Origin of the sequence: Sphingomonas sp. SORGH_AS_0879, from assembly GCF_030819175.1 — a bacterium.
Lineage (GTDB): Bacteria > Pseudomonadota > Alphaproteobacteria > Sphingomonadales > Sphingomonadaceae > Sphingomonas.
This window is the reverse complement of the sequence record NZ_JAUTBJ010000002.1, coordinates 225732-241737: the sequence shown is the minus strand read 5'-3', so window position 1 is coordinate 241737 and position 16006 is coordinate 225732. Positions and strand designations below refer to the sequence as shown.

17 protein-coding genes are annotated in these 16006 nt (G+C 67.2%); 13 read left to right on the top strand and 4 right to left on the bottom strand.

What is annotated here, in order from left to right; genetic code table 11:
* The first annotated feature begins 103 nt into the window (after positions 1-103).
* Positions 104-586 carry a GNAT family N-acetyltransferase gene (locus QE379_RS01745; protein WP_306997254.1) on the top strand — a complete coding sequence of 161 codons (483 nt, stop codon included), beginning with the start codon at positions 104-106 and terminating at the stop codon, positions 584-586.
* 4 nt (positions 587-590) lie between these two features.
* Here the strand turns inward: QE379_RS01745 and QE379_RS01740 are convergent, their stop codons facing one another.
* Positions 591-1340, bottom strand: coding sequence for an SDR family NAD(P)-dependent oxidoreductase (locus QE379_RS01740; protein WP_306997252.1), 750 nt, complete (start codon positions 1338-1340; stop codon positions 591-593).
* Positions 1341-1516: 176 nt separating this feature from the next.
* Here QE379_RS01740 and QE379_RS01735 point away from each other — a divergent pair, with 176 nt between their 5' ends.
* The 7 genes from QE379_RS01735 to ribA all read left to right on the top strand — a co-directional run bounded on the left by QE379_RS01735 (position 1517) and on the right by ribA (position 8315).
* Entirely contained in the window at positions 1517-2164 is a 648-nt protein-coding gene (locus QE379_RS01735; RefSeq protein ID WP_306997250.1) for a DsbA family oxidoreductase, read from the top strand.
* Positions 2165-2181: 17 nt separating this feature from the next.
* Positions 2182-2643, top strand: a complete 462-nt coding sequence (gene msrB, locus QE379_RS01730; RefSeq protein WP_306997248.1) for a peptide-methionine (R)-S-oxide reductase MsrB — start codon at positions 2182-2184, stop codon at positions 2641-2643.
* 208 nt (positions 2644-2851) lie between these two features.
* On the top strand, positions 2852-4252 hold the full coding sequence (locus QE379_RS01725; protein ID WP_306997245.1) for a carbohydrate porin: 1401 nt from the start codon (positions 2852-2854) through the stop codon (positions 4250-4252).
* Between the two features lie 64 nt (positions 4253-4316).
* Positions 4317-4949, top strand: a complete 633-nt coding sequence (locus QE379_RS01720) for an outer membrane lipoprotein carrier protein LolA (RefSeq protein ID WP_306997243.1) — start codon at positions 4317-4319, stop codon at positions 4947-4949.
* 235 nt (positions 4950-5184) lie between these two features.
* On the top strand, positions 5185-6180 hold the full coding sequence (locus tag QE379_RS01715) for an IS5 family transposase (protein WP_306997241.1): 996 nt from the start codon (positions 5185-5187) through the stop codon (positions 6178-6180).
* Positions 6181-6486: 306 nt separating this feature from the next.
* Positions 6487-7269 carry an exodeoxyribonuclease III gene (locus QE379_RS01710; protein ID WP_306997239.1) on the top strand — a complete coding sequence of 261 codons (783 nt, stop codon included), beginning with the start codon at positions 6487-6489 and terminating at the stop codon, positions 7267-7269.
* Positions 7266-8315: a GTP cyclohydrolase II gene (ribA, locus tag QE379_RS01705; RefSeq protein WP_306997237.1), complete on the top strand. Its 1050-nt coding sequence runs from the start codon at positions 7266-7268 to the stop codon at positions 8313-8315. The genes QE379_RS01710 and ribA overlap by 4 nt, the downstream gene beginning before the upstream one ends.
* A gap of 148 nt (positions 8316-8463) precedes the next feature.
* On the opposite strand, the gene QE379_RS01700 is transcribed toward ribA, so the two are convergent.
* Together QE379_RS01700 and QE379_RS01695 are read right to left on the bottom strand one after the other, a co-directional pair.
* Complete coding sequence (locus QE379_RS01700) at positions 8464-9132, bottom strand: HAD family phosphatase (RefSeq protein ID WP_306997235.1); 669 nt, start codon at positions 9130-9132, stop codon at positions 8464-8466.
* A complete protein-coding gene (locus QE379_RS01695; RefSeq protein ID WP_306997233.1) occupies positions 9129-9788 on the bottom strand; it encodes a YggS family pyridoxal phosphate-dependent enzyme in 660 nt (219 codons plus the stop codon). The genes QE379_RS01700 and QE379_RS01695 overlap by 4 nt, the downstream gene beginning before the upstream one ends.
* A gap of 22 nt (positions 9789-9810) precedes the next feature.
* Here QE379_RS01695 and QE379_RS01690 point away from each other — a divergent pair, with 22 nt between their 5' ends.
* A complete protein-coding gene (locus tag QE379_RS01690) occupies positions 9811-10386 on the top strand; it encodes a thiamine phosphate synthase (protein ID WP_306997232.1) in 576 nt (191 codons plus the stop codon).
* A gap of 109 nt (positions 10387-10495) precedes the next feature.
* Here QE379_RS01690 and QE379_RS01685 read toward each other — a convergent pair whose 3' ends face one another.
* Entirely contained in the window at positions 10496-11203 is a 708-nt protein-coding gene (locus QE379_RS01685; RefSeq protein ID WP_306997230.1) for a hypothetical protein, read from the bottom strand.
* A gap of 230 nt (positions 11204-11433) precedes the next feature.
* Here QE379_RS01685 and QE379_RS01680 point away from each other — a divergent pair, with 230 nt between their 5' ends.
* From QE379_RS01680 to holA, 4 genes are read left to right on the top strand one after another with little or no spacing between them, the layout of a single operon-like run.
* Positions 11434-11871 (top strand): DUF3576 domain-containing protein, encoded by a 438-nt coding sequence (locus QE379_RS01680; RefSeq protein ID WP_306997228.1) that lies wholly within the window; start codon positions 11434-11436, stop codon positions 11869-11871.
* Between the two features lie 11 nt (positions 11872-11882).
* Complete coding sequence (gene leuS / locus QE379_RS01675; protein WP_306997226.1) at positions 11883-14384, top strand: leucine--tRNA ligase; 2502 nt, start codon at positions 11883-11885, stop codon at positions 14382-14384.
* Complete coding sequence (gene lptE / locus QE379_RS01670; RefSeq protein WP_306997224.1) at positions 14381-14911, top strand: LPS assembly lipoprotein LptE; 531 nt, start codon at positions 14381-14383, stop codon at positions 14909-14911. Before leuS ends, lptE begins: the two co-directional genes overlap by 4 nt.
* Positions 14908-15927, top strand: coding sequence for a DNA polymerase III subunit delta (holA, locus tag QE379_RS01665; protein WP_306997222.1), 1020 nt, complete (start codon positions 14908-14910; stop codon positions 15925-15927). The genes lptE and holA overlap by 4 nt, the downstream gene beginning before the upstream one ends.
* The last annotated feature ends 79 nt before the right edge of the window (positions 15928-16006 follow it).

Here is a 16006-nt window from a genome sequence, read left to right as displayed (position 1 = left end):
CGCCCTCTCCCGACCGCTATCCGACGACCATGCTACCAGTGCGAAGCCTCGTTCCGAACTGTCGATGGTCGCAAATCCATCTGTCCGGCTTTATCCTGCCCTCATGAATATCCGCCCCGCCCTCCCCGTCGACGCCTCCGCCATCGCCGCGATCATTCTACCGGTGATCCGCGCAGGGGAGACCTATGCGCTCGACCGCGACATGACCGGGGAGGCCGCGCTCGCCTATTGGTTCGGTGCGGACAAGACGGTCTTCGTGGCGGAGGAGGACGGCGCGATCCTCGGCACCTATTATATCCGCGCCAATCAGGCGGGCGGCGGGGATCATGTCGCCAATGCGGGATATATGACCGCCGCCGTCGCACGGGGGAAAGGCGTCGCACGGGCGATGGCGCTGCATTCCTTCGACGAAGCCCGCGCGCGGGGGTTCTCCGCGATGCAGTTCAATTTCGTGGTGAGCAGCAACGCCGCCGCCGTGCATCTGTGGACGGCGCTGGGCTTCACAACGGTCGGGCGGGTGCCGGGGGCGTTCCGACACCCGGCGCTGGGGCCGGTCGATGCGCTGGTGATGCACCGACCGCTCTGACGGCTTACCCTTCTCGCGCGACCTGGAAGCCCGCGAAGGACTGGCTGACCGGCATCAACTCCAGCCGGTTGATGTTGAGATGCGGCGGCAGTTCCGCCACCCAGAGCAGCGTCGCGGCGATATCCTCCCCCGTCATCGGGTTCGATCCCGCATAGAGCGCGTCCGACGCCGCCCGGTCGCCGCCGGTGCGGATGGTGGTGAACTCGGTCTCGACCATGCCCGGCTCGATCGAGGTGACGCGCACCCCCTTGCCATGCAGGTCGGCGCGCAGGTTCAGCGAGAATTGCTTCACGAACGCCTTGGTCCCGCCATAGACGTTGCCGCCGGTATAGGGGTAGTTCGCCGCCACCGAGGACAGGTTGATGATCCCCCCGCGCCGCTCGATCAGGCGGGGCAGCAAGCGGTGGGTAATGGTGATGAGGCCATCGATATTGGTCGCGATCATCGTCCGCCATTGGGCCAGATCGCTGTCCTGGGCGGGCTTGGTGCCGAGCGCGAGCCCGGCATTGTTGATCAGCAGGTCGATCCCGGCGAATTCGGGCGGCAATCCCGCCAGCGCCGCGTCCAGCGCATCCTCGTCGGTGATGTCGAAGGCGAGCGGATGAAAGGCCCCGCCCAACTCGCCCGCCAGCGCCTCCAGCCGGTCGGCGCGGCGGCCGGTCCCGATCACCCGCCATCCGCTGGCGACGAAGGCGCGCGCCGTCGCCGCACCGATTCCGGCGGTCGCACCGGTGACGAGGACTGTTCTGGTCATTCTGGCATATCCCTCTTGAACTGGCCCGATGCTGCTATCCGGCGCGGTCCTTGCTGCAAAGTGCTCCGATGCAAAAGCCGCCGCCATGGCGCGATGTTCCGCCGGTTGCAGGGCGGCAGAGCCCCTCCCACATAAGCGAGGCGTTCGCGGCCCGGCCGCATCATCCAGGACCCTGCATGTCCCGTCCGATCCGTATCGACTTCGTCTCCGACGTCTCCTGCCCCTGGTGCGTCATCGGCCTGCGCGGGCTGGAAACCGCGCTCGACCGGATGGGCGACACGGTGGAGGCGGACATCCATTTCCAGCCCTTCGAACTGAACCCGGCGATGGTCCCGGAGGGCGAGAATATCGTCGAGCATATCGGCCGCAAATATGGCGCCACGCCCGAACAGTCCGCCGCCACCCGCGCGACGATCCGCGAGCGAGCGGCCTCGGTCGGCTTCACCATGGCGATGGGCGATACGTCGCGCATCTATAACAGTTTCGACGCGCATCGGCTGCTCCACTGGGCCGGGATCGAGGGGCGACAGGCGGAACTGAAGCATGCGCTGTTCGACAGCTATTTCACGCGCGGCGAGAATATCGCGGATCACGACGTGCTGGTCGCCGCCGTGACCCGCGCCGGGCTGGACGAGGGCGAGGCCCGCGCGATCCTGTCCTCCGACCGCTATGCCGCCGAGGTCCGCGAGGCCGAGCGGCTGTGGCAGGGGCGCGGCATCCAATCGGTGCCCGCCATCGTTATCGACAATCGTTACCTGATCTCGGGTGGGCAACCGCCCGAAGCGTTCGAACAGGCGCTGCGCCAGATCGCCGCCCAAGCCTGAGCCGGAAAGGAAGTCCCATGGCCGACACCCGCTATGCCAAGACCGAGGAAGCCCTCGCGAAGCTGACGCCCGAACAATATTATGTGACCCAGCAGAGCGGCACCGAGCGCCCCGGCACCGGCGAATATCTCCACACGCGCGAGCCGGGCCTGTATGTCGACATCGTCTCGGGCGAGCCGCTCTTCGCCTCCGCCGACAAGTTCGATTCGCATTGCGGCTGGCCCAGCTTCACGCGGCCGATCGAGCCCGCGCATGTCAACGAATTGCGCGACACGACGCACGGCATGGTCCGCACCGAAGTCCGCTCGGCGCATGGCGACAGCCATCTGGGCCATGTCTTTCCCGACGGCCCGCGCGATCGCGGCGGCCTGCGCTACTGCATCAACTCCGCCTCGCTTCGCTTCGTGCCGCTGGGGGAGATGGAGGCGGAGGGATATGGCGATTATATCGACCAGGTTCGCGCGGCGGAGCAGGGATGACCTATTCCTCCCCGGTACGGGGAGGTGGCAGGCCGCAGGCCTGACGGAGGGGGCTTCCCCATAGGACGGCCTGTGTGGCGATCCCCCTCCACCAGCTTCGCTGGTCGCCCTCCCCATGCCGGGGAGGATTGACGTTTACGGCACCTTTTGCCCTTCCGATCGTTTGCCGTCCGCAACGAAAAGCGACGGGTAAAAGGGGGTTAAGGCGATGGCGATGATCTGGGGCTGGGCACCACTGCTGCTCGCCGCACCCCTGTCGCCGCAGCAGACCACCGATCCCGTCCCCACCGCCGCCCGCGTCACGCCCGATGCCGCCGCCGGCGATACGCAGCGCACCCCCGCCCGCCGCCGCGCCGTCCGCCCGTCCGACAGCGCGCCCTCGGCGATCACCGCCGACACCCGGCGGACGCCGCCGCCCGGGATCATCGGCGACTGGCACAAGATCCGCACGCGGCTGAACGAGCGCGGGATCACCGTCACCGCCCGCTATGCCTCGGAAAGTGCCGCCAACCTCACCGGCGGGCGCAAGACGTTGTTGCGCGAGACGGGGCAGTTCGACGCGGGCGCGCTGTTCGATCTGGAGAAGGTCTTCGGGCTGAAGGGCGGCGCGTTCCAGGCCACCCTCACCTATCGCCGGGGCCGCAACCTCAGCGACGACGCCGCGCTCGGCACGCTGCAACAGGTGCAGGAGGTCTATGGTCGCGGCCAGACGCTGCGCCTGACCCAATTCTGGTACGAGCAGCGGCTGGGCGAGCGGTTCGAACTGAAACTGGGCCGCACCAATCCGGGCGAGGATTTCGCCATCTTCTCCTGCCACTTCATGAACTTGAGCTTTTGCGGGGCACAGCCGGGCAATCTGGTCGGCGACTATTGGCAGAACTGGCCGGTCAGCCAATGGGGCGCGCGGCTGCGCTACGAACCGCACGACGACCTGTATGTCCAGGGCGCGGTCTATGAGATCAATCCGCGCAACTTGGATACCGACTTCTTCATCGGCCATTTCAAGGGTGCGACCGGCGTGCTGATCCCCGCAGAGATCGGCTGGATCCGCAATGCCAGTGCCGGCAAGATCGGGTCGTACAAGCTGGGCGGCTGGGTCGCGACGGCGGATGCGGCGGACGTCTTCCTCGACATCAACCGCCGCCCCATCGCGATCACCGGCCTGGCGCCGCTGGAGCGGACCAGCCGCTATGGCGTGTACGTCAATATCCAGCAGCAACTGACCGGCGAAACCAAGGACGGCAAGGCGGAGAACGGGCTGAGCGTCTTCCTCAACGCGACCCAGGCCGATCGCGCGACCAGCGTCACCGATAACCAGATCGCCGCCGGACTATTCTACAAGGGGCTGGTTCCCGCCGTGCCGGGCGACGTGCTGGGCATCGGCGTGGCGCGGACCCATGTGAACGGCCGCGTGGCGGATGGTCAGAGGCTCGATCCCACCCGCCCGGCGGTACAGGGGTCGGAATATGCGGCGGAGGTCTATTACAGTATCCACCCCGCCCAATGGCTGGAGATGCGCCCCAACCTCCAGTTCGTCCATCACCCCGGCGGCTATTCGCAAGCCGACGACGCCACCATATTGGGGATGAAGGCCGCCTTCACCCTGTAGCGCCCGCGATTCACGACCCGTTCAATAGACCCGACGCATGACGGACGGGCCAAAGGAGTTTGATATGATCCGTTCGATTGTGGCGTCCGCCCTGTTGGCGCCGACCGCCATGGCGATGGTCGCCGCCCCCCTCCCCGCGCTGGCCCAGGCCGGAGGCGACCTGGCGGCGGTGCAGCGTCACCTGCAATCCGTCCAGACGATGACCGCCGATTTCACCCAGACCGACCGGGCGGGCAAGGTGCTGACCGGCACGCTGACCATGAAGAAGCCGGGCAAGATCCGCTTCCAATATGAAAAGGGCGTGCCGCTGCTGATCGTCGCGGATGGCGGCAGCCTGTGGTTCCTCGATTATTCGGTCGGACAGAAGCAGCGCTGGCCGATCAAGAACTCGCCGCTGGGCGTGCTGCTCGATCCCAGCCGCGATATCGGCCGCTATGCCAAGGTGGTGCCCAGCGCCGATTCACGGCTGGTCTCGGTCGAGGCGAACGATCCCAAGCATCCCGAATATGGCAAGATCACCCTGGTCTTCGCCCGCGATCCCGCCGCGCCGGGCGGGCTGATGATGCAGGGCTGGGTCGCGCTGGACAGCCAGAACAGCCGGACCACCATTCGTCTGTCCAATCAGCGATTCGGGGTGCCGGTGGACGACAAAGCGTTCCGATTCAACGATCCCCGGAGGGGGCCGACGCGAAACTGAACGCCGGCGGGCCATTTCATTCATCCGAGCGACAGGTTCGCTGCCCTATCAGGGGGTTGCGGTTGAGGGGCCTTCGAGATTCCCCCCTGTTGCTCGGACGAGCCCCCTCTCCCCGCCTGCGTGACGAACGCTAGGTCGGCCCTCGTTCCATGCCCCCGGAGCGGGGGCCTTTCCGTTTTCCCCTCATTCCTCCCCTTGCAGGATTCCTCTGCGAAACGTCTGGCAATGAGGATGGTTGAGTGATTCACTGTGCGGGCAGGAGGGCATGGTGATGGTCGAGCAGCGATCGCTGGTGGAAGCGTTGATGGATCCGCGCTTGGGATCGAATGCGAAGCTGTCGGGGATCGAGCGGCTGATCGACTGGAGCCGGCTGGAGCCGCTGGTGTCGCCGCTGCGGCAGGGTCGGACGGGTCGACCGCCCTATGCGCCGCTGGCGATGGTCAAGGCGCTGTATCTGCAGGCGTTGTATGATCTGTCGGACCCCGGGCTGGAGGAGGCGCTGCTCGACCGGCTGTCGTTCCGGCGGTTCTGCGGCTTTGCGCTGGATGGCGGCACGCCGGACGAGACGACGCTGTGCCGGTTTCGCGCGGCGGCGGCGGCGGGGGACGTGCTGGAGCGCTGCTTTGCCGAGATCAACCGGCAGCTGGATGCGCAGGGGCTGGTGCTGCGGCGGGGGACGATCCTTGATGCCTCGGTGGTCAAGGCGACCCGCAAGCCCCCGCGCGGGGACTGGATCGCGCCGGGTGATCCGCACCCCCAGGAGCCGGGTGCCGACTGGACGCGCAAGGACGGCAAGCCGGTGTTCGGCTACCGCTTCCATATCGGCATGGACGAGGGCTCGGGCCTGATCCGCAAGCTGGCCTTCACCTCGGCCAGGGTCCAGGATGTCGAACGGGCCGACGCGCTGGTCTGCGGCGACGAAGGCGCGGTCTATGCCGACCGGGCCTATGAGGGCCAGGCGCGTCGCAAGGCCCTGAAGGCGGCCGGGATCAAGGATCGCATCATGCATCGCCGGCACCGCTACATGCCAAAGCTGCCGCGCTGGCAGGCCCGGCGCAACCACCTCATCGCCAGACGGCGCGCCCCTGTCGAGGCGGTCTTCAGCGCCATGAAGCGCCTCTACGGCAAGGCGCGCACCAGATGCCTGTCGATCGAGCGGAACGCCGCAGACTTCCTCGCCTTTGCCACCATCTACAATCTCAGACGCGCCGCCATCCTTGCCGCTGGCTGAGCCGGAGCGATCCTGCCCCTCCAAACCGGCCAGCCAAAGCTGACCAAGGCCCGTACCGGATCCCTGCAGCGAAAGCCTCGCCCAGATCCTCTGTCACAAATGAGCCGTTTCGCAGAGGAATCCTGCAAGGGGAGGTGGCAGCGCGTAGCGCTGACGGAGGGGTATCGCCGCCGGTCAGGCGACCCTCACTCGCAACCGGGGACACCCCTCCACCATGCTGCGCATGGTCCCCCCCTTCCAGGGGCGGAATAGGATGGTGGCCGCCCAATCTTGTCTCGCCCCCGGCCCACCGCTACATCGGCAGCCGTGAAAATCGCCTCCTGGAACATCAACTCGGTGCGTTTCCGCGCCGCCATCGTCGAGCAATTCCTGACGGAAGCCGCGCCCGACATATTGTGCCTTCAGGAGACGAAGGTCGTCGATGACGACTTCCCCTTCGATCTGTTCCGGTCGCTGGGTTACGACCACATCATCATCCATGGCCAGCGGATGCATCACGGCGTCGCCATCGCATCCCGTGTCCCCATCACCGAAGACGACCGTCTGGACTGGCAGGCCAATGCCGAGGCGCGGCATGTCGGCATCCGCCTGCCGAACGGCGTGCGGCTGGAGAATGTCTATATTCCGGCGGGCGGCGACGTGCCCGATCGCGCGGTGAATCCGAAGTTCGGCCAGAAGCTGGATTTCCTCGGCCGGATGATCGACTGGTCGGGCAAGCTCGACTGCCCGACGATCCTGACCGGCGACTTCAACATCGCGCCGCTCGAATCGGACGTGTGGAGCCACAAGCAACTGCTCGACGTGGTCAGCCATACGCCCATCGAGGTGGAAACACTGGCGAAGCTTCAGGCATCGAACGACTGGGTCGATCTGGGCCGCCACTTCATCCCCGCGCCCGAGCGGCTTTATACCTGGTGGAGCTACCGCGCGAAGGACTGGGCGGCGTCGGATCGCGGGCGGCGGCTGGACCATATGTGGGCGACGCGGGACGTAGCCGAAAAGGCCGTGTCGCATCGGGTGTTCGAGGGGTGCCGGAGTTGGCTCAAGCCCTCCGACCATATCCCGATCATGACGGAATTCGATTTTTGAGCACCGATGCCAAGGCCGCCGCGCGCGCGATCGATGCGCTGCGCCGGGGCTGGCCGATCGCGATTCAGGGCCAGGCGCTGCTCGCGGTCGAGACGGCGGACCCGCTACGCCTGGCGGCCTTCGATCCCGAGGGCCGCGCGCCCGTCCTGATCTCGGCGGGGCGCGCCGCGACGCTGAAGCTGACCAACCAGTTGGAGGCCGCCGACCCGGATGCCGCCGTGCTGGTCGAACGCGCGCCCTGGGTCGATTTTGCCGCCGCGACGGCGCTGGCCGATCCGCAATTCGACCTCGCCACCCCGCTGAAAGGCCCGTTCCGCGCCCTGCCCCTTCCCGACCCGGCGGTCGCGGCGGCGGCGATCCGGTTCGCGCGGATCGCCGGGATGCTGCCCGCCTTCTTCGTCGGGGGTGAGGGCGTCGAGGCGGAGATTTCGCTGGCCGACATCGCCGCGCATGAGAATGCCGAGGCACTCGCCATCGCCACCCGTGCCCGCCTGCCGGTCGAGGGGGCCGAGGATGCGGAGATCGTCGCCTTCCGCTCCCCCCATGCGGCGGGCGAGCATGTCGCGCTGCTCATCGGCCAGCCCAACGGTGCGCCGCCGCTGGTGCGCCTGCACAGCGAGTGCCTGACCGGCGATGTGCTGGGCAGCCTGAAATGCGATTGCGGGCCACAGCTTCATGCCGCGATCCACGCCATCGCCGACTCGGGCTGGGGCATATTGCTCTATCTGCGGCAGGAAGGGCGCGGGATCGGGCTGGTCAACAAGCTGCGCGCGTACCAGCTTCAGGATCAGGGCTTCGATACGGTCGACGCCAATACGCGGCTGGGCTTCGCGATCGATGCGCGCGATTTCGGCGTGGCGGCGCGGATGCTGACCCTGATGGGGCAGGACGAGGTGCGGTTGCTCACCAACAATCCGGCCAAGGTCGCGGGGCTGAACGCGGCGGGGGTGCGGGTGATCGAGCGGGTGGCGCACAGCCTGCCGCCCAATCCGCACAACGAACGCTATCTGGCGACCAAGCGGGATCGGACCGGGCACCAGCTTTAAGACCGCGCTCCCTCCCAGCCTCCGTTCAGCCTGAGCGAAGTCTAAGGCCACGGGTCGAACCTATGTGGCGTAGCGTGGAACGTGCGCTTAGACTTCGCTCAGCGTGAACGGGGGTTGGGGAGATTGGTTTAGCAGAGGGCGGTGGAAATCAGACCCCCAATTCCCGCCGCACATCCGCATAATCCTGTGCGATCGCGGCCACGCCGATTTCGCGGAGCCGCTGGTCATGCCCGACCGCGCAATGCGTCCCCATACACATGCCGATGACATAGCCCCCACTCGCCACCGCGCCGGTCGCGCCGACGGGGGAGTCCTCCAGGATCGCGCAATCCTCGATCCGCACGCCCAGCCGGTCCGCCGCGTAGAGATATAGGTCCGGCGCGGGCTTGCCCCGCTCCACATGCTCGCGTCCGCTATAGACATGCTCGCCGAACGCCTCGCGCAGACCCAGATGGCGCAGATGCCGGTCGAGCCAGACGGTCGGGCTGGACGACACCACCGCCTTGGGGAAATCACCGGGCAGCGAACGAACGAAATCGACCGCCCCCGCGATCGCCGCGACGCCTTCCTCCATCGCGCGGAGATCCTCAGCCGCCCGGGCCTCGTAAAAGGAGTCCGGCAGGACATAGCCGATCCGACCCTCGATCGCGGCGACGAAGTCCTTGCCCGCCAGCCCCATATAATGGTGCATCGCCTCTTCGGGGCTATGCGGATGGCCGTTGGCGGTCAGCCATTCGGCGAGGTGCCGATTGCCCTCATATTCGCTGTCGATCAGGACGCCGTCGAAATCGAACAATAGGGCTGCGAAGCGGCTCATGCGCGGGCTCCGAACAGCGCGCTGCCGACCCGGACGTGACTGGCCCCCAGCATCGCAGCGACTTCGTAATCATCCGACATGCCCATGCTCAGCTTGGTCAGCCCCAGGTCGCGCGCCATCTTGGCGAGCAGCGCGAAATAGGGGGCGGCGTCCACCCGTTGCGGGGGAATCGCCATCAGGCCGATGATCGGCAGGCCCGCCGCCCGCGCCTGCTCCAGCATCGCCGGTGCCTGGGCGATGGCGCAGCCGCCCTTTTGCTCCTCTTCGCCGATATTGACCTGGAGGAAGCAGTCGGGCCGCCGCCCGCTCTTGTCCATCGCCTCGGCCAGCGCGGCGATCAGCGAGGGGCGGTCGACGGTGTGGATCACATCGAACAGCGCGACCGCGTCCGCCGCCTTGTTCGACTGCAACTGGCCGATCAGGTGGAGTTTGACGCCAGCATACGCCTCTTGGAGAGCGGGCCATTTGGCCGCCGCCTCCTGCACGCGATTCTCGCCGAACACTCGGTGCCCGGCGTCGAGCAGCGGGCGGATCGTGTCGGCGTCATGGGTCTTGGACACCGCGATCAGGGTCGGGGCGGCATGATCCCCCAGCCCGGCGGCGCGGGCGAGTTGATCGGAGACGGTGGAAAGGCGGGAAACGCTGTCGTCGGTCATGCCCCGCGCTATAGTCGCGAGGATGGCCGACCGATACCCCGTGACATGGCTGATGACCGACGAACGGCTGGGGGACGGGCTGTGGCGGGCCTTGCGACGCCTGCCGCCGGGTTCGGGAGTCGTGTTTCGCCATCACGCCACGCCCCCGGCCGAGCGCCGTGCGATCCATCGCCGGGTGTGGCGGATCGCCCGCGCGCGGCGGCTGATGCTGCTGGTCGCGGGCGGCGGATTGCCCGGCGACGGCGTGCATAAATGGGGTCGGGGATCGGGTCTGCGAAGCTGGCCCGCCCACAGCCACGCCGAGGCGATGGCGGGGCGGCGGGCCGGGGCCGATCTGTTGTTCGTCTCACCGCTCTTCCCCACCCGCTCGCATCCCGGTGCGCCCAGCCTGGGGGTTGCCCGCGCGGCAAGGATCGGCCGTGGCCTGGGCCTGCCGCGAATCGCGCTGGGCGGAATGACGGCGGAGCGCTTTCGTCGATTGCGGGGGCGATTCGATGGCTGGGCCGCGATCGATGCTTGGGTGGAACCCGCCCCCGTCATCCCAGCGGTCGATGATCGCGAACGGGGTTCGATTGGCCAAAGAAGCGCAGCTTGGTAGCGCGGCCGCTTCCCATTGCGCCGGGGATCACGGCGAAAGACCCCAGCCTTTGCTGGGATGACGTCGGAACGTCGACAGTCGGTCTAACCCAAACCGCATCACACGGTTATCAGAAGCGGAAGGCCGTACCCAGATAGACCGCCTGGCTGTTCCGGCGATCGTCGTCCAGCCGCGCCAGACGCTCGCGGTCCGAGCGATAGCGGACGCCCGCCGTCACATCGAGGTTGCGGGTCAGCGAATAGGAGCTGCTCATGTCGAGCGAATAGCTGGACGGCATGTCGACCAGCTTGTTCACACCCTCGATCGGGCGATCCGCCGAGGCCTTCACCCGACCGGTGAAGCGATTCGCGGTATAGCTGACCGCCACATCGGCGGTTTCGCGGCTGCCCGGCAGGCCCGCCAGATCGACGCGCGCCATGTCGCCGGACACCGCCAGCCGCTTCCAGCCGACCGAGACACCCAGATTATAGGAGATCGGCGCCAAACCCACGGTCGGCGCGATGTTGGCGGCGACCCGGTCGTCGCTGGTCCGGCTGGTCCGCGCGCGCACCGCCACGGTGACCGGGCGGTTGGCCCCGCGCTGGCTTTCCGCCGGGGTGAAGCGCAGATCGCCCGCGTCCAGCCCGCTACGCGCGAAGATCGCCGCCAGCCGGGGGTCCGCCGCCGCCGGGGTAAAGCCACCGCGCCCCATCAGGCTGAGGCTGCGCTTGGGGGCCCGACTATTCTGGTCCACCGCACCGATGGCGGGCGCGACCAGCGCAGTCGTGGCGGCGAGCGCCCCGATTGCGATTCCGATCACCACACGCCCGAACGACACGGTCCACCCCTTTTATATGACCTCTTTGATACATGGCCTCTAACATGGAATCCGTCGTGAGCGATCCCATTGTTACGCCGCCATAGGCGAATCTTGTCCGACTGTTGCGCATCCTCCACAGATTCGGACTGCTCCGCGATTCGCCGGAATGCTTGCCGGGGTCGCGGGGCCCCTGTAGAGGCGATAGGCAACCCATATTCCCATTCTTCATCGCAGTCAGGATAATGCCGATGCTTCGCCGTTCCGCCACCGCGTTCGCGGTTATCGCCGCCCTGTCGCTCGGCGCCTGTGCCGGCAAGAAGGCCCGCCCACAGGGCGACTTGGCCGCGTCGAAGGTGACGACGATCGGCGTGAATTCCTATCTGTGGCGCGCCAGCCTCGACACGCTCAGCTTCATGCCGCTGGCCGAGACGGATTCCAACGGCGGCGTGATCGTCACGGACTGGTACGTCAATCCGCAGACCCCGACCGAGCGGATGAAGGTGACCGTCACCATCCTCGACCAGGATTTGCGCGCCGACGCGCTGCGCGTGACCGCCCTTCGCGAGATCAATCGCGGCGGCCAGTGGGTGGAAGCCCCCGTTCAGGCCGCGACGATCCAGAAGCTGGAAGACATCATCCTCACCAAGGCGCGCGACCTGCGCCGCGCCTCGATCACGAACGGATAAAGACGAGACACATGGCCTCGCGTTTCAACGCCCTGAAATCGGATTCGACCTGGCAGCGGATCTGGGAAGAGCGGCGCACCTTCGCCGCCGACGACCAAAGCCCCAAGCCCCGCAGCTATGTCCTTGAGATGTTTCCCTATCCCTCGGGGCGCATCCATATGGGGCATGTCCGCAACTATACGATGGGCGACGTGCTGGCGCGTTATCGGCGGATGATCGGGCATGAGGTGCTCCATCCGATGGGCTGGGACGCGTTCGGCATGCCCGCCGAGAATGCCGCGATGGAAAAGGGCGTCCATCCGGGCGGCTGGACCCGCGACAATATCGCGACGATGAAGGCGCAGTTGAAGCGGCTGGGCTTCGCGCTCGATTGGACGCGCGAGATCGCGACCTGCGAGCCCGATTATTACGGGCATGAACAGGCGCTGTTCCTCGATCTCTATGCGAGCGGCTTGGTCTATCGCAAGGAATCGGCGGTCAACTGGGACCCGGTCGACATGACCGTGCTCGCCAACGAGCAGGTGATCGACGGGCGCGGCTGGCGCTCGGGCGCGCTGGTCGAGAAGCGCAAGCTGAACCAGTGGTTCCTCAAGATCACCGACTTCGCCGACGAACTGCTCGAGGGTCTGACGACGCTCGAGCATTGGCCCGACAAGGTGAAGCTGATGCAGGAAAACTGGATCGGCCGCAGCAAGGGCCTCCAGTTCCGATTTGCACCGGTCGCGCCCTTCGCGACGTCGATCGAGGTCTATTCGACCCGGCCTGATACGATCTTCGGGGCGAGTTTCGTCGCGATCGCGGCGGATCACCCGATCGCCCGCGACCTGGCCGAGTCGAATGCGGATGCGGCGGCGTTCATCGAACGCTGCAAGGCGGGCGGCACGACCGCGGCCGAGTTGGAAACGCAGGAAAAGCTGGGCTTCGACACGGGCTATCGGATGCAGCATCCGATGGACGAGAGCATCACCCTGCCCGTCTATATCGCGAACTTCGTGCTGATGGATTACGGCACCGGCGCAGTGATGGGTGTGCCGGCGCATGACCAGCGCGACCTGGATTTCGCGCGGAAATACGGCCTGAGCGTCACGCGCGTCGTCGCCGATGGCGACACGACCGCGCCGGTGTTCGAGGGCGACACCGCCTATACCGGCGCGGGTCGTCTGGTGAACTCCGGCCCGCTCGACGGCATGGAGGTGGAGGCCGCCAAGGCCGCCGTCATCGCAGCGGCCGAGAGCGAAGGCTGGGGCCAGGGCCAGACCGTCTACCGCCTGCGCGACTGGGGCGTCAGCCGCCAGCGTTACTGGGGCACGCCGATCCCGATCATCCATTGCGACGACTGCGGCGCGGTGCCGGTGCCCAAGGCGCAACTGCCGGTCACGCTGCCCGAGGACGTGACCTTCGACGTCCCCGGCAACCCGCTCGATCGCCATGCGACGTGGAAGCATGTCGACTGCCCCAATTGCGGCAAGCCCGCCCGGCGTGAAACCGACACGCTCGACACCTTCGTCGATTCGTCGTGGTATTTCATCCGCTTCGCCAGCCAGCCCAAGGATCGCCCCTTCGATCCCGAGGTGGTGAAGACATGGCTGCCCGTCGGCCAGTATATCGGCGGCGTCGAGCATGCGATCCTGCACCTGCTCTATGCGCGCTTCTGGACCCGCGCCCTCAAGCATATCGGCCTGATCGACGTGGCGGAGCCCTTTGCGGGCCTGTTCACGCAAGGCATGGTCACGCACGAAAGCTACAAGTCGTCGGACGGCCGCTGGCTGGCGCCGGGCGAAATCCGCGACGGCATCGAGATCGCGACCGGCCAGCCGATCACGGTCGGCCGCGTCGAGAAGATGTCCAAGTCCAAGAAGAACACCGTCGATCCCGAGCCCATCGTGGATCAGTACGGCGCGGACGCGGTGCGCTGGTTCATGCTGTCCGACAGCCCGCCCGAACGCGACCTGCCCTGGTCGGAAGCGGGCATCGAGGGTTCGTGGCGCTTCGTCCAGCGCTTGTGGCGCCTGTTCGACGATTCGGAAGCCGCCGAGGGCGAGGACAAGCCACTCTCGCGCAAGCTGCACCAGACCATCGCGGGCGTCGCGGCGGATATCGAGGCGCTGGCTTTCAACAAGGCGGTGGCCAAGCTGTACGAACTGGTCAACGCCATTGAAAAGGCCAAGCCGTCCGCCGCCCGCAACGAAGCCATCCGCACCACCATGCTGCTGGTCGCACCGATGGTCCCGCATCTGGCCGAGGAAGCCTGGGCGGGCATGGGGCAAGAGGGCCTGATCGCCGACGCCGCCTGGCCGGTCGTGGACGAAAGCCTGCTGGTCGAGGACGAAGTCACCGTCGCGGTGCAGGTCAACGGCAAGCTGCGCGACACGCTGACCGTCGCCAAGGGGCTGCCCAAGGATATCCTCGAAGCGACCGCGCTGGCGTCGGACAAGATCGTCCGTGCGCTGGACGGTGCGACCCCGAAGAAGGTGATCGTGGTGCCCGACCGTCTGGTGAACATCGTCGCATGATGCGTCCCCTCCCCCTGATCGTCGCCGGGCTGGCCCTGACATTCGGCCTGTCGGGTTGCGGGCTGCATCCGCTCTATGCGGGAGGCGGCTCGGGATCGGTGGCCACCGCATTGTCGGGGATCGAGATCGCCCCGATCGAGGGGAAAGCGGGCTGGCTGATGGCCAATGCGCTGAAGGATCGTCTGGGTGGCGGCCAGTCGGGCGGCGCGCGCTATCGGCTGGATGTGCGGCTGGATGACGAGATTCGCGGACTCGGCGTGCGGCGGGACGATTCGGTGGTCCGCGAACGGCGTATCCTGCGGGCGCGCTACCAACTGGTCGACCAGACGAGCAACGCGGTACTGGTCGACGCCACCGCCGGATCGGATGCCGGGATCGATGTGGTCCGCTCCGAATACGCCACCATCGCGGCGGAGAACACCGCGCTGGAACGGTTGTCGGTGATCGTCGCGGACGAGATCGTCGCCCGGCTCGCCACCTATGCCCGGTCACGGCCGGGCGAGGCGATGGCCCCCGCGCGGCCGTGAAGGCGAACGCCAATCAGATTCGCCAGGCGCTGAGCCGTCCCTCCGCCGATATCCGCCTCTATCTGCTCCATGGCCCCGACGAGGCGGGGGCGAGCGAATTGGCGCGATTGCTGGCGAATGCGATGGGGCAGGAGGCCGAGCGGATCGACCTGGATTCGGCGACGCTGAAAAGCGACCCCGCCCGCCTGACCGACGAAGCGGCCTCCATGTCGCTGTTCGGCGGCCCCCGCCATATCCGCATCGCCAGCGTCGGCGAGGAAGGACTGGCCGCCTTCACCGCGCTGTTGGAGGCCGAGTCGGCGGGCAATCCGGTCGTCGCCATCGCGCCATCGGTCAAGACGACCGCCAAGATCGTCAAGCTGGCGCTCGATTCGCCGCGTGCCATGGCGTTCGGCTGCTACGCCCCCACTGCTGCCGATGCCGAGCGGCTGGCGACCGCCATCGCCGGGGAATTGGGCCTGCGCCTGGCCGCGGGTATCCCGACGCGACTGGTCGAGGCCGCCGCCGCCGATCGTTCGGTCCTGACCCGCGAGTTGGAGAAGCTGTCCCTTTATCTCGATTCGGCCCCTGACCGCCCGCGCGAGGTCGATCATGCCGCCCTGGATGCCATCGGCGCCGATCTGGGGGAGGTGGAGATGAGTGACGCGGTCGAGGCCGTGGTGGAGGGCCGTGTCGGCGATCTGGGCGGTGAATTGGCGCTGCTGGACGAAGGGGGCGCCTCGCCCATCCCCTGGCTGCGGGCGCTCGCCCGGCGGCTGGTGGCGCTGGCCGAGATGCGCGCCGATCTCGATGCGGGCGAGCCGGTCGAGGCGGTGATGAAGCGTCACCGAGTCTTCTTCCGCGACGAAGCTCGCACGGCACGGGCGCTGCGGCGCTGGACCCCGGCGATGCTGGCGCGGGCGCTGACGCGGATCCGGGCGGCGGAGCGCGCGGTGATGGCACCGGGCAATGCCGGGGCGGTGCTGGCGGAGTCCGAGGCGACGATTATCGCGCAGGGGATTGCGCGGCGGGGGTGATTCCCTTGGGCTTCGACTTCGCTCAGCCTGCACGGGGTTTGGGATTTAAGCCCCCTGTCCCCAAACCCCGTGCAGGCTG

Excerpts from the sequence above, each read along its gene's own strand:
- lptE (WP_306997224.1), top strand. The coding sequence starts at position 14,381 with ATGATGCGTCCCCTCCCCCTGATCGTCGCCGGGCTGGCCCTGACATTC.
- msrB (WP_306997248.1), top strand. The coding sequence starts at position 2,182 with ATGGCCGACACCCGCTATGCCAAGACCGAGGAAGCCCTCGCGAAGCTG.
- QE379_RS01725 (WP_306997245.1), top strand. The coding sequence starts at position 2,852 with ATGGCGATGATCTGGGGCTGGGCACCACTGCTGCTCGCCGCACCCCTG.
- QE379_RS01680 (WP_306997228.1), top strand. The coding sequence starts at position 11,434 with ATGCTTCGCCGTTCCGCCACCGCGTTCGCGGTTATCGCCGCCCTGTCG.
- QE379_RS01740 (WP_306997252.1), bottom strand. The coding sequence starts at position 1,340 with ATGACCAGAACAGTCCTCGTCACCGGTGCGACCGCCGGAATCGGTGCG.
- QE379_RS01700 (WP_306997235.1), bottom strand. The coding sequence starts at position 9,132 with ATGAGCCGCTTCGCAGCCCTATTGTTCGATTTCGACGGCGTCCTGATC.
- QE379_RS01690 (WP_306997232.1), top strand. The coding sequence starts at position 9,811 with ATGGCCGACCGATACCCCGTGACATGGCTGATGACCGACGAACGGCTG.
- QE379_RS01745 (WP_306997254.1), top strand. The coding sequence starts at position 104 with ATGAATATCCGCCCCGCCCTCCCCGTCGACGCCTCCGCCATCGCCGCG.
- QE379_RS01695 (WP_306997233.1), bottom strand. The coding sequence starts at position 9,788 with ATGACCGACGACAGCGTTTCCCGCCTTTCCACCGTCTCCGATCAACTC.
- QE379_RS01735 (WP_306997250.1), top strand. The coding sequence starts at position 1,517 with ATGTCCCGTCCGATCCGTATCGACTTCGTCTCCGACGTCTCCTGCCCC.
- QE379_RS01720 (WP_306997243.1), top strand. The coding sequence starts at position 4,317 with ATGATCCGTTCGATTGTGGCGTCCGCCCTGTTGGCGCCGACCGCCATG.
- leuS (WP_306997226.1), top strand. The coding sequence starts at position 11,883 with ATGGCCTCGCGTTTCAACGCCCTGAAATCGGATTCGACCTGGCAGCGG.